Origin of the sequence: Clostridium sp. MCC344, assembly GCF_018785365.1 — a bacterium.
In the GTDB taxonomy this organism is placed as follows: domain Bacteria; phylum Bacillota; class Clostridia; order Lachnospirales; family Lachnospiraceae; genus Pilosibacter.
Genome location: NZ_WQPQ01000039.1, coordinates 77,064 through 89,474, shown reverse-complemented (window position 1 = coordinate 89,474; position 12,411 = coordinate 77,064). Strand labels below are relative to the sequence as shown.

The 12,411-nt window shown below is 51.0% G+C and carries 11 protein-coding genes; 1 reads left to right on the top strand and 10 read right to left on the bottom strand.

The window, feature by feature from the left end; all coding sequences use genetic code 11:
• Positions 1 to 1,395: a YfcC family protein gene (locus GPK90_RS11405; protein WP_117469570.1), complete on the bottom strand. Its 1,395-nt coding sequence runs from the start codon at positions 1,393 to 1,395 to the stop codon at positions 1 to 3.
• Between the two features lie 177 nt (positions 1,396 to 1,572).
• Here GPK90_RS11405 and GPK90_RS11400 point away from each other — a divergent pair, with 177 nt between their 5' ends.
• Positions 1,573 to 2,460 (top strand): LysR family transcriptional regulator, encoded by an 888-nt coding sequence (locus GPK90_RS11400; RefSeq protein ID WP_215703025.1) that lies wholly within the window; start codon positions 1,573 to 1,575, stop codon positions 2,458 to 2,460.
• A gap of 177 nt (positions 2,461 to 2,637) precedes the next feature.
• On the opposite strand, the gene GPK90_RS11395 is transcribed toward GPK90_RS11400, so the two are convergent.
• The 9 genes from GPK90_RS11395 to GPK90_RS11355 all read right to left on the bottom strand — a co-directional run bounded on the left by GPK90_RS11395 (position 2,638) and on the right by GPK90_RS11355 (position 12,272).
• Positions 2,638 to 3,387: a YoaK family protein gene (locus tag GPK90_RS11395; RefSeq protein ID WP_215703024.1), complete on the bottom strand. Its 750-nt coding sequence runs from the start codon at positions 3,385 to 3,387 to the stop codon at positions 2,638 to 2,640.
• A gap of 159 nt (positions 3,388 to 3,546) precedes the next feature.
• Positions 3,547 to 4,788 carry a peptidase T gene (pepT, locus tag GPK90_RS11390; RefSeq protein ID WP_215703023.1) on the bottom strand — a complete coding sequence of 414 codons (1,242 nt, stop codon included), beginning with the start codon at positions 4,786 to 4,788 and terminating at the stop codon, positions 3,547 to 3,549.
• Positions 4,789 to 4,952: 164 nt separating this feature from the next.
• On the bottom strand, positions 4,953 to 5,828 hold the full coding sequence (gene hflC / locus GPK90_RS11385) for a protease modulator HflC (protein WP_015554456.1): 876 nt from the start codon (positions 5,826 to 5,828) through the stop codon (positions 4,953 to 4,955).
• Positions 5,829 to 6,992 carry an FtsH protease activity modulator HflK gene (gene hflK / locus GPK90_RS11380; RefSeq protein ID WP_215703022.1) on the bottom strand — a complete coding sequence of 388 codons (1,164 nt, stop codon included), beginning with the start codon at positions 6,990 to 6,992 and terminating at the stop codon, positions 5,829 to 5,831.
• Positions 6,989 to 7,546 (bottom strand): Holliday junction resolvase RecU, encoded by a 558-nt coding sequence (locus GPK90_RS11375; protein WP_118599784.1) that lies wholly within the window; start codon positions 7,544 to 7,546, stop codon positions 6,989 to 6,991. The genes hflK and GPK90_RS11375 overlap by 4 nt, the downstream gene beginning before the upstream one ends.
• A 100-nt stretch (positions 7,547 to 7,646) precedes the next feature.
• Positions 7,647 to 8,645, bottom strand: coding sequence for an RluA family pseudouridine synthase (locus GPK90_RS11370; protein WP_215703021.1), 999 nt, complete (start codon positions 8,643 to 8,645; stop codon positions 7,647 to 7,649).
• An 11-nt stretch (positions 8,646 to 8,656) separates the two neighbouring features.
• Positions 8,657 to 9,229, bottom strand: a complete 573-nt coding sequence (locus tag GPK90_RS11365; RefSeq protein ID WP_243022229.1) for an O-linked GlcNAc transferase-like protein — start codon at positions 9,227 to 9,229, stop codon at positions 8,657 to 8,659.
• Positions 9,230 to 9,334: 105 nt separating this feature from the next.
• Positions 9,335 to 10,099 carry an SDR family NAD(P)-dependent oxidoreductase gene (locus GPK90_RS11360; RefSeq protein WP_215703020.1) on the bottom strand — a complete coding sequence of 255 codons (765 nt, stop codon included), beginning with the start codon at positions 10,097 to 10,099 and terminating at the stop codon, positions 9,335 to 9,337.
• A gap of 64 nt (positions 10,100 to 10,163) precedes the next feature.
• On the bottom strand, positions 10,164 to 12,272 hold the full coding sequence (locus tag GPK90_RS11355; protein WP_215703019.1) for a YgiQ family radical SAM protein: 2,109 nt from the start codon (positions 12,270 to 12,272) through the stop codon (positions 10,164 to 10,166).
• Positions 12,273 to 12,411 lie beyond the last annotated feature (139 nt).

Genomic DNA, 12,411 nt, shown 5'->3' with positions numbered 1-12,411 from the left:
TTAATAGCCGATCATGAGTGCCCCAAGCATGAACAGACATCCGAAGAATGTCCAGATCAGGAATAACGGCATCATGAATTTTAACCATTTTACATACGGGATCTTCGAAACGACGAGATAACCCATCAGCGCAGAGGATGTCGGAAGAACAGAGTTTGAAAATCCGTCTCCGAGCTGGAACGCAAGGACGGCTGTCTGTCTCGTGATACCGATCAGATCCGCAACCGGTACCATAAGCGGCATGGTAACCGCGGCCTGTCCGGTACCGGAGGTGATCACACAGTTGACAAGTGACTGTGCAAGGAACATTCCGACGGCTTTTAAGGACTGCGGAAGAATGTTTACGATACTTGCGATCGCATGGACGATGGTGTCAAGGATCATCGCGTCAGATAATGCAAGCTCAACACCGCGGGCAATTCCGACGATCAGAGCTCCCACAACGATTCCCTTCGCTCCGTTTCCGAACGTAGCGGCGATCTTGTTTGGGCTATAGCGGTTCACGATACCGCAGAGCACACCCATCGCGATAAAGATCGCAGACATCTCCTCAAAATACCATCCGAGCTTACTGAGTCCATAGATCAGGACCGCAAAGCCGGCTACGATCACTGCCAGAGTCAGACCATGGGTCAGGTTCAGCGCTTCTTCTGTATCATCGAAAGTAAATTCCTGATCCTCAGGCTCTCCGTAAATGATACTCTTTGTCGGGTCCGCTTTCACGCGCTTTGCGTACCAGGTAATGTAGACCGTATCGATCACCAGAAGAACTCCGAGAATAAAAATGCGGTATCCCATACCGGAAAACATCGGGATCTCCGCAATATCCTGAGCAACACCGACATTGAAGGGATTCAGGATTCCGGCTGTAAATCCGGATGCGGCGCCCATAGCAATCATTGCGGTACCTGTCACTTTGTCAAGTCCCAGAGATGCCGCAAGGGCAATTCCGATCGGCACAAAGATCATGACCTCCGCAGACATTCCCATCGTTGTTCCAAAAACAGAAAATAACAGCAGAAATGCAGGGATCACAAAATACTCGCGGCCGCGGAAGGCTTTCGCCATCTTCTTGCAGAGAACTGTGAGGATCCCTGTGGATGTGATGATCTCAAAGGAGCCGCCGATGATAAGGATAAACGTAACTGTGCTTGCCGCCTTTACGATCGCCCTGTAGATCAGTGCCGGAACGGTTAAAAAGCTTACCGGGTGAGATTCGACATAATGGAAGCTCCCCGCTTCCACGAGGGTTCTGTTTGTCGCCTCATCCGTATACCGGGTATACTCTCCGGCAGGCACAACATAAGTGGCTGCGACTGCCAGAAGGATCAGCACTACAAGGATCACAAATGTGTGCGGCGCCTGAAAAGGCTTTTTTTCTTTTAATGGTTTCATACTTCCAATCCTTCCTTGATTTGTTTTCTTTCTTAGACTATAATCAAGATATAAAATTAAAGCAAGTTTAATATTTTTATTGTTTTATTTAATATTGTTTATTTTTATGCGAAATTGCAAATATTTATTCAGTGAAAGGACCAGCGAAACGCCATGGATATGCGGGAACAGCTCTATATGCTTGAAATTGAAAAACACAGGGGAATTAAGGATGCGGCGCAAGCCCTGCATATCTCTCCGCCTGCCCTCAGCATATTTTTAGGAAATCTTGAAGAACGCACCGGGACAAGATTTTTCGACCGGATCGGGAAACAGTTTATCCCAACCGAGGCTGGAAAGATCTATTTGGAACATGCAAAAGAAATGATAAAAATAGAAGCCCATTATGAAAATGAGCTTCAAAAATACATGGGTGGCTCTTCGGGAACGATCCGTTTCGGAATCCATCCCAGAAGAACACTTTATCTTCTTGCGAAGGCACTGCCTGTTTTTTCCGCCCGCTATCCGGACGTGAAGCTGGTCCCATACGAGGAATCTACTGAGCAGATGATCCGGCATCTACTTGCCGGAGAGCTTGATTTTGCCATCGTAAACGAATCCTCCAGCCATCCGCTGCTGGAATACCGTCCTCTCTATGAGGACTATATGGTCGCTGTTGTCTCCGCCGACCACCCGTTATGCGTTGGCACAACAAAGAAAAGCCGGAAAGATCCATGTCCGAGGATCGATCTCAAACAATTTAACGGGGAACGTTTTATCCTGCAAAAGCCGGATCAGTCCTCCAGGCACTACACAGACCTTGCCATCGCTTATGATCACGCCGAACCGGGACAGGTCTTTCTCCTCGAAAATCTTGAATCTGCCTGTCAGCTCGCCGCGGAGGGCTATGGGATCGCATTCAACTTCTACCAGTACATGAAAAATTTCCACTATCCCAAGCCGGTCCGCTGCTTCCGGATCGGAAATCCGGCTGATACTACCAGCTACTCCATCGTTACGCTGAAAGGAAAACAGACACTTCCAGCGATGGAGGAGCTGATCCGGCTGCTGCGGGAGTCCGCGTGAGGGCTACTGATTGTTCATAAGCATAAAGAGTGGATAGTGCCCCGTTCAACTACGGCAGGTAAAATGTCCAACACATAGCGGCTGCATCTATCCACTCATATTCTAAGTATATACAAAACAGGCAGCCGACCCATCCCTGAATCAACTGCCCATTCCCATTCATCAAATATCCAATTTTTAAATTTTCTTCTTCTCTTCCTTCTCCAAAATCTTCGCCTCTTCCAGCATCTCTTCTGCCTCTTCCTCTGTCTCCTCCGGAGTCTCATCTTCTACCGGAAGTTCACCGATGCTGATAAAGATCCGCGCGACAGCAAGGGGAATAAAACCTACACAGGCGCCGAGCGCGTTGCCGAAGGCCGCTACACCGGTGACACCGAGGAGAGCGCCGAGGAAGAACATAAGTACCGTGTTGCTGTAGAGCACCGCTTTTCTCTTAAATTCTTTATCTTTCGTCAACGCATACTGCGTCCAGCCGAGGACGGATTGTTTGAAGTTGTTTGTGATGAAGACCGTCGCGCTGTTGAAACCATCTGCGCCGGAATATACACCCCACTGGAATGCCGAGCAAAAGAAGATCGGGTAAACACCCGCAATCGGCGAGAACCAATCCGGCAGCAGGGCCGTAAGTCCGAGACCGGCCGCATCCACCCAGATCGCCAGCTTCCGCATATGTAAGTTTGTATAGTTTGTCAGCATATAGGAGGCGATCACACCGCAGGCGAAGATCACCATCGCCAGCAGACGGAGTCCCACTTCCTCCCATTCCATAAATCGGACGTTCGAAGCCATCTCCATCAGGTTTCCCGTCTGTGCGGAGCCGAAGACTCCGGCATGGGAAAGGATTGCATAACCGCCGAGGAAACCGCCCACAAAGGAAATATTCCAATGCAGGATCGCGTCCAGACGTCTTTGAATCATTTTTATCATAATCTGTACCGCCTTTCTGCGCATGATTATATCATGAATGCTCTGCCCCTTCAATATAAAGACATGTTCTAAATTACATTCATACATCCAAAAAGAAAAGCGGGAAGCGACATCCAGCGCCTCCCGCATTTTCTAAACAGCCATATCCTGATCCAGATTTTATGCCTGCTTCTCAACCTTCGTAAACTTTTCTGCGATCTTAAGAAGCAGCTCCACTGTCTTCTCCATGGACTGAATGCAGATGAACTCATACTTTCCATGATAGTTATGTCCGCCGGTACAGAGGTTCGGACATGGAAGTCCCATGTAGGAAAGTCTCGATCCATCCGTGCCTCCGCGGACCGGATTGATCGCCGGAGTCTCGATGCCAAGCTCCTTAAATGCCTCAGCAGCCACATCCATCAGGTACATATGCGGACGGATCTTCTCAGCCATATTGTAGTAGGTATCTGCGATCTCCACCTCGACTGTTCCCTCACCGTACTTCGCGTTCAGGAACTCGCCGATCTTATTGCCGAGTGCTTTTCTCTCCTCAAACCGCGTCATATCATGGTCACGGACGATATAGTAGAGAGTCGTATTCTCCACATTTCCGCCGATGTGGTTTAAGTGGAAAAATCCCTCATACTTCTCAGTATACTGCGGCTTTTCGTTCTCCGGCAGCATCGACTGGAATTCCAGACCGATCAGGATTGAGTTTTTCATCTTGTTCTTCGCGCTGCCCGGATGAATGTTACTTCCATGGATCGTGACTTTCATGGATGCCGCGTTGAAGGTCTCATATTCCATCTCGCCCCAGGCGCCACCGTCAACGGTATAAGCCACATCTGCGCCCCAGCCGGGAACATCAAAGAAGTCAACACCGTGTCCGACTTCCTCGTCCGGTGTGAAAGCGATCTTGATGGTTCCGTGCGGGATCTCCGGGTGTGTCAGAAGTGTCTCCGCCATGGTCATGATCTCGGCAATTCCCGCCTTATCATCTGCACCTAACAGTGTAGTTCCATCGGTAGTGATCAGATCCTGCCCCACATAGTTTTTTAAGAATGGGAACATCTTTGTTGTCATCTTCACTCCGAGCGCCTTATTTAAAGTGATATCCTTTCCGTCGTAGTGTTTGACGAGCTGCGGACGGACATTCTCATCCGGACAATCCGGTGAAGTGTCCATATGCGCGAGGAAGCCGACGGTCTGGCAGTTATAATCCCCGTTTGCCGGAATCGTTCCGTACACGTAACCGTGCTCACTCATGGAGACGTCCTTCACCCCGATATTCTTTAACTGTTCGGACAGAAGCTTCGCCAGAGCGAACTGTTTTTCCGTACTCGGAACTGTTCCCGCATCCTCTGCGGACTGCGTATCGAATGCTACATACTTGAGGAAATAATCAACTACTTTTGACATAACCCTTCTCCTTTACCGTATCATTATTTATCAGACATCCACGATCTTTTTTACTGACCGCGGTTATGTCCCGCAGCAGCCTGCTTCGTCCGGATCGTTCCGTGTCCACAGCATCACTGCTTCACAGGAATTTTCCGCTGTTGCGGTTTTATCCTGGCCGTTCCTTAATAGTTTCCCCTGAGGATCTTCGCAAGCTCTGAATTTTCATCCAGAATGATCGTCTTATTATCTCCCTTGAGACTCGCCTTTAACGCGTCCAGACTGCGGATATAATTATAGTAATCGGCCTTTCCCTCGTCATTGTACGCGCCGGAAAGGATCCTCATATACTCTGCCTCGCCTTCCGCCCGGATCTTCTCCGCCTGGGCCTGCGCCTCGGAAATGATGATGGAGACTTCCTTATCTGTGCTGTTCTTGATGACATTGGACTGGTACTCACCGTCTGCGATATATCCGGCAGCGATATTCTGCCGTTCAGAGATCATACGCTGGTAAACAGCCTCCTTGTTGGAATCCGGAAGGTCTAAGAGCTTCGTCTCCACCTTTTTTACCTTGATTCCGTAGCTGTCCAGAGAAGAACCGATCTTTTCCGTGATCATCTCTGCCAGCTTTCCGTCACGGCCGGAGATCACATCTGCCTGATCCGTGGAGGAAATGACATTTTTCACAGCATTGTATACGACAACAGAAATTCGGCTTTCCGCATTTGCTTTGTTTGCCCCGAGTCTGGAAAGGTATGCCAGCGGATCTGTGACACTCCACAATGCGAAGGAATCCGTTACCATCACCTTTTTATCCCTCGTATTAACCTCACTCGGAATAAGGTCATAGATCATCTCATAATTAGGAATCGACTGTGTTGTCTGAAGAAACGGGATCTTAAAGCTGAGACCCGGTGTCTCCACCACCCGGACCACTTTCCCAAACTGGAGAATGAGCTTATACTCATCATTGTATGTGCTCACCATACTGCCCTGAAGCAGAACAACGATCAGAAGGAGAACAACGATCCCTATGATTCTTTTTCCTGTCTTTTTCATTTAGTTCCCTCCCCCCGTCTGTGCTGCGCTGCCGGAAGCTGTCTCTGAAAATGGTTCTAACGGCAGCAGCGTCTGTGTGCCGTTTCCACCGGTGATGATGACCTTGAGATCCGGAAGAACTTCCTCCATCGTCTCATAGAACATACGCTTTTTTGTGATCAGCGGGTACTTCACATACTCCGCGTATGTGTCCTCGAAACGCGCCACCTGACCGTTTGCCTCGTTGATCCGCTGTTCCTTGTATGCCTCAGCATCCTGCAAAAGCTTATCGGCCTTTGCCTTCGCCTCCGGAATGTTCTCAGACTGATATTTCTTTGCGGAGTTGATCGCCGTCTCCATGCCCTGTTTCGCATCCTCAACCGCCTTGAACGCATTCGCCACATCATCTCTCGGCATTTCCGTATCCTGAATCGACACGTTGTAGATTCCATATCCGATATTTTCCTCGACAAGACGGTTTGTGAGCTGCTCTTTGATCCGCTCCTGAATCTGAGTCTTTCCGGTAGTGATCACATCATCAACATTATAAACTCCGACGGTATCGCGGATGTAGCTCTGAGCCAGGTTCTTGATGATAGACTCGTACACACTTCTGTGGCGCACCGCCTGAACCGGATCCGTGACCATGTATTCCACATAGAAATCCACGTTTGTCAGATTAAAATCCTTTGTGATCATCAAACTCTCGTTCTCGATGGATACCGGATTGTCTATGGACGCGCCGTCCGCCCGGGCCGGGTCTGTCGTGTAGCCGATCTGCATGCCTGTAATGGCCTTCGAAACCTTGGTCACGCGCTGGATCACGGGAATTTTAAAGTGAAGACCCGATGCCTCTTCCACTGCCGGTTTTCCGAACGTTGTAACCACCGCCATCTCCTCCTCGGAAAGTGTATAGAAGCTGTCAAAGGAAAGCACTGCCGCCACAAGGACGATCACAGCCATAGTCACCGCAAAACCTGTGTGCTTCGGAACCCGGATCCCCGGTCCCTTCTTCTTCTCCTTCTTCCCGGAACCTTCCTCCGGCTGTTCATACACCACGCGCTCTTCCTGATTTTCTTTCCGCTTCTTTGCCCCCGCAAAGAGTTCGTCCAGTGTCCCGTTCTGTTTTAACGCCCGGAACACGAACGCTGCGATCACAACGAGCCATATGACCATTTCAATCATTCGCCGTATCCTCCTTTTTCTTCCTTCCGGTCAAGATCCTGCTGGATCCCTTCCAGGTAATGGACATACATGTCCCGGTGGCTCCGGATCCTGTACGCCTCCGGCACCACCTCATCATAGGTAAAGCTTTTTCTTCCGCCCTCTTCCATCCGTTCCCAGAAACGGTTCACCACATCAAACGGAACATAATAGATCTCGTTCTCCGCTGTAAAGGAGAGGATAATGAAGGCAACTCCGCCCTGGGCTTCAAATTCCTTCATGAACGCGATCTGGTGCGGGTGGATGTTCTGAAGTGGGAACGTCCGCACCGCGCATTCCTTCGCGTCAAAGCAGACCGGAATCCCCTGAACCGCGCCGATATAGTCGACCGTACTTTTCATATCGAAGTACGCCAGCGTGATATGGCGGCTCTTTTTGTCGATCTCGATGGGCGTGATCGGGGTCGGGATCTTCTGGATCAGTGCCAGCTTCTTTTCCCGGTAGCTGTCATTGGTCCGGTTGATCAGATCTTCCAACGTGGAACCACGAAGGCCCCTGGTTTTCCATGTTCCCATAGCTGTTCCTTATCATCAATACAAATATTTTCGAGTGATTTACATAAGTTTTTTATGTCAACCATTTGCTTGCCACATTCCTGTCCGGCGCTGCCAGATTTTATGGCAGCCTGATCCCGGTCTCTTTCAGTACCGAACAAAAATATCCCGGCATCGGCGCCTCAAACACCCTCCCGGAAAGATAGGCAAACGGTTCCGCAAGCTTCGGAAACTCCAGACGGTAAGAATGTAAAAGCTGATACTTCACGGTCCGCCCTGAGGGGTTCACCTTCGAAACTCCGCCGTACTTGGAATCTCCCACGATCGGATGCCCAAGAGACGCTAAATGGGCGCGGATCTGATGGGAACGTCCGGTCAGAAGTGTCACCTTGAGCAGCGTAAACCTTCCGTCCGTCGCGATCGGCTCATATTTTGTCCGGATCCGTTTCGGCTCCTCGTCTCCGCTTCTTCCTCCAAATCGCTTTGCCTCCGCCTCCGTGAGGATCCGCACCTGATTCTTCTTCTCATCCTTTAAAAGCCAGCCGTCCACCGTCTTCACGTCCCGGATCACACCGGATACGAGACACTGATAATACTTGTGGATCGAGCGGTCTTTAAACACGCCGGAAAGCATCTGAAGACCCGCCAGAGACTTTCCTGCTGCCACGATACCGCTGGTATTCCGGTCCAGACGGTTGCAGACCGACGGGCGGAACGCGCGCAGCCCGCTCTCCGTGAGCTTGCCGCTCCCCAAAAGATAATCGATCAGATACTCCACCAGAGACTCATCGGTCTCCTTAGCCTTCTGCGACAGCATACCCGCCGGTTTGTTGACCAGAATGATCTCGTCATCCTCATAGAGAATATCGAGATCTACTTTCTTTACCTCCTGCACCTGAACACTGGAAAATTTTTCAATGGTGTCCTCCGCAAGAAACAGCTTCACGACATCGCCTTCGGCGAGTTTTTCATTTCCCTCACACTTTTTCCCGTTCAGCGTGATGTTCTTCTTGCGCATCATCTTATAGAAAAAGCTCTTCGACGCCTCATTCATGTACTTCGCGAGAAATTTATCCAGTCGCTGTCCCGCCTCGTTCTTTTCAATCACGATCTCTCTCATCTTTTATTCCCCTACATGGAAAGACTCTTTAATAATTTTAAAACATGCGGAGCGCTTCCGTCATCCTCTTCCTCTGTGACGGTCTTAAGCTCAGAAAGCCTCCGTAGGAACTTTTTCTCCTCGTTCATGACCTTCGCATTTCCGTCCAGCTTCCAGCCGACTAACATCTCGTTTAAAAATTTCTCCGCTTTCTTCCGGTCCACTTTCGGGTTCGTGCAGTAGAGATACACTCCGGTCGGATGAACGACCGCCGCATCGACCGGCATGATCAGATCGTTGGAGGTGATGACCAGATCATATAAGATCGGGAATTTGTCCTCGTACGGGAGACACGCCTTGTGGAGCTCCTCCGGGACCTCCGGGATCCTCGATGCGACGACAAGCGGTGATGCCAGGTTCGCCATTGGGAGTACCGTGAGGATCGCACTGATCGTGACGAGATTCTTATAGATCTGCTCCGTGACAAAATTTCTTAAGATAAGCTGTGCCACGATCGCCAGGATGAACAGGACAACGAAGAAAAGCTGACGCTTTTTGTAGGCAGTCCTGTATCCATAGGTTCCTTTTTCCAGTCGTAATTTCAAATCTTTTTCCTCTTTTCCGGGAACTGCTCAGATGTCCGCAGTCCCTTTTTCTATTGCTGTATGTGATGCGTAAGACCAGCCCGCATGCGGTGTGCGGTCCGGCAGTTACCAGTTGATAAACCCCATTAAGATCTCGTGGGGAACGATCCGGCAGAGAACGTAAAACGCCTTCATCCAAGGTCCGTACACTGAGATCCGTTTGCCTTTCATGCTGTCCATGAGTGCCTTTTTTACTACCTTTTTCGGCTCCGCCATCGTGAGCTTCTTGATCGGAGCGAGTTTTCCCCCGTCCAGGGCGATCCCGAAGAATTCCGTCTCCACCGGCCCCGGACATACTGCCGTCACATAGATATTTTTCTTCTTCAGCTCCACGGCCAGCGCCCGGCTGTAGCTTAACACAAAGGATTTTGATGCCGCGTAGACAGCAAAGCCCGGCTGGGGCATAAACGCCGCCGCGGAGGCAAACTGGATGATCCTGCTGTTCTTTGAGATATACGGAAGCACCATCTCCGTCACGGTAACCAGCGCCTCATCGTTTAAGCGCACCATGCCGACCGAGAGGTCCCGCCGGATCGTTCCGACTGCCCCGGTCTTTCCGTATCCTGCGCCGTTTACCAGGATCTTGACGTTCGGCTGCTCTCTCTTTAAAAGGACGGAGAGTACGCCGAGGTCCTCCTCACTCGTGAGATCAAGCGGCAGGATCCGAAGACGGACCGGAACCTTTCCGACAAGCTCCTCGAGTCTCTCTTTTCTCCTCGCGACTACCCAGATCTCCTCCAGCGCTGCGAAATGATCTGCGAGAAGATACACCATCTCCCGTCCCATTCCCGATGACGCGCCGGTCACGATCGCAATTTTCTTTCCGCTCATGTGATCTGCCTTTCTGAATGAAATGTTGACCGGTATCTGTTCTGATATGATCCCGGACCGTTCTTTATTTCCTGTTTCTTCCCTGCTGCGGTCTTGGTTTCGGCTTCCTGCCGCCGGTCTGGCCTGCCATCCCTTTCGCCCTGCCGGATACGGCCTGACGGCTGTTTCCTGCTGAGCCGCCCTGACGGCTGTCATTTCTGGTTTTTCCGGTCTGCGATGCGAAGCGGCTGTCATTTCTGCTCTTCTCGGACCGTGACGCAGCGCGGCCGTTATTTCCACCATGTCTTTCGCCATCTCTCCGGACGGAACCGCCTCTGCCGGAAGCTGCCTTTCCCGAATGACCGGAATGGTCTCCGCCCGCCATGTCTTTCGCCATCTTCCGCGGCTTGATCAGGCATTTCTGGTCAAATCCGATGAGATCCTCTCGTCCGGCCTTGATCAGCGCCTCTTTCACAAGATCGTAGTTGTCCGGATTCCGGTACTGGATCAGGGCGCGCTGCATCGCCTTTTCATGCGGGTTCGTCGGCACATAGACCGGCTCCATCGTCCGCGGATCGAGTCCCGTGTAGTACATACAGGTCGATATCGTCGACGGTGTCGGGTAGAAGTCCTGTACCTGCTCCGGCATGTAGCCGAGGTCTCTCAGGTGTTCCGCAAGCTCCACTGCCTCTTTCAGCGTGGAACCCGGGTGGGAGGACATGAGATACGGGACAAGGTACTGCTTTAACCCGAGCTTCTCATTCATCTTTTTATATTCCTGCGCGAACTTCTCGTAGACCGCATTTTCCGGCTTTCCGAGAAGGCGGAGGACCTGGTCGGAGACATGCTCCGGCGCGACCTTCAGCTGTCCGCTGACATGGTACATGCAGAGTTCCCGGAGGAAATCCTTCTTTTTATCTGCGAGCACATAATCGAAACGGATTCCGGAACGGATAAAGACCTTCTTGACCTTCGGAAGCGCCCGGAGTTTCCTGAGGAGTGCGATATAATCCGTGTGATCCGCGATCAGGTTCTCGCATGGCTTCGGGAACAGACACTGTTTTCCCGGACATGCTCCGTATTTCAGCTGTTTTTTGCAGGCCGGGAAGCGGAAGTTCGCCGTCGGACCGCCGACATCATGGATATAGCCTTTGAAATCCGGCTCGTTTGTCAGATATTTGGCCTCCTCGATAATAGACTCATGGCTCCGAACCTGGATGATCCTGCCCTGGTGGAAGGTCAGCGCACAGAAGCTGCAGCCGCCGAAACAGCCGCGGTTGCTGATGAGGCTGAATTTCACCTCAGAGAACGCCGGGATCCCGCCCGCCGCGTCGTAGGACGGATGCCATTTTCTCATATACGGGAGCGCGTAGACATCATCCATATCCTGGATGGAGAGCGGTTTTGCCGGTGGGTTCTGGACCACATATAAATTGTCGCGGTACGGCTCCACCAGGCGTTTTCCGGAGAACGCATCCGTATTCTTATACTGGATCCCGAAGCTCTCCGCATACCGTCTTTTATCCGTTTTGATCTCATCATAGGACGGCAGGATCACCGCATCGTAGACGGAATCCAGACTGTCCGTTTTATAGACGGTTCCGTCGATGAATGTGATGTCCTTCACATCAAGCCCGGAATTTAAGGCGTCCGCGATCTCAACGATCGACTTTTCCCCCATTCCGTAGGAGATCAGATCCGCCTGAGAGTCCACGAGGATCGAGTGTTTTACTTTGTTTGACCAGTAATCGTAGTGTGCGAGACGACGTAAGCTCGCCTCGATCCCACCGATCACGATCGGGATGTCTTTGTAGACCGAGCGGATCAGGTTGCAGTAGACAACCGCCGCGTAATCCGGCCGTTTTCCCATCACACCGCCCGGCGTGTAGGAATCTTTATCGCGCCTTCTTTTCGAGACAGAATAATGGTTTACCATCGAGTCCATGTTTCCGGCGCTCACGAGGAAGCCGAGTCTCGGTCTTCCGAGGATCTGGATGCTCTCCTTATCCTTCCAGTCCGGCTGGGCGATGATCCCGACTTTATATCCGTAGGATTCCAGCACACGGCTGATGATCGCCGATCCGAACGACGGATGATCCACATAGGCGTCCCCGCACACATAGACGAAATCGCACTGATCCCAGCCTCTTTTTTCCATATCTGCCCGGCATACCGGGAGAAAATCATGTATCATATTCTATGTCCTTCATATATTGTTTCCAGCCACCGCCAGTCTGACATATTTGTTCCGAACTTACCGTGGTCTGCCGTAGGCGGAGAACCCAAACTTTTATCCCCCGCCGTTATTATGTTTTTTGTATTTCTTTCTGCAT

What these genes read in the sequence shown, in the direction of transcription:
- hflC (WP_015554456.1), bottom strand. Translation starts at nt 5,828, where the DNA reads ATGAAAAAGACAGGAAAAAGAATCATAGGGATCGTTGTTCTCCTTCTG.
- hflK (WP_215703022.1), bottom strand. Translation starts at nt 6,992, where the DNA reads ATGATTGAAATGGTCATATGGCTCGTTGTGATCGCAGCGTTCGTGTTC.
- GPK90_RS11395 (WP_215703024.1), bottom strand. Translation starts at nt 3,387, where the DNA reads ATGATAAAAATGATTCAAAGACGTCTGGACGCGATCCTGCATTGGAAT.
- GPK90_RS11360 (WP_215703020.1), bottom strand. Translation starts at nt 10,099, where the DNA reads ATGAGCGGAAAGAAAATTGCGATCGTGACCGGCGCGTCATCGGGAATG.
- GPK90_RS11355 (WP_215703019.1), bottom strand. Translation starts at nt 12,272, where the DNA reads ATGATACATGATTTTCTCCCGGTATGCCGGGCAGATATGGAAAAAAGA.
- pepT (WP_215703023.1), bottom strand. Translation starts at nt 4,788, where the DNA reads ATGTCAAAAGTAGTTGATTATTTCCTCAAGTATGTAGCATTCGATACG.
- GPK90_RS11405 (WP_117469570.1), bottom strand. Translation starts at nt 1,395, where the DNA reads ATGAAACCATTAAAAGAAAAAAAGCCTTTTCAGGCGCCGCACACATTT.
- GPK90_RS11370 (WP_215703021.1), bottom strand. Translation starts at nt 8,645, where the DNA reads ATGAGAGAGATCGTGATTGAAAAGAACGAGGCGGGACAGCGACTGGAT.
- GPK90_RS11375 (WP_118599784.1), bottom strand. Translation starts at nt 7,546, where the DNA reads ATGGGAACATGGAAAACCAGGGGCCTTCGTGGTTCCACGTTGGAAGAT.
- GPK90_RS11400 (WP_215703025.1), top strand. Translation starts at nt 1,573, where the DNA reads ATGCTTGAAATTGAAAAACACAGGGGAATTAAGGATGCGGCGCAAGCC.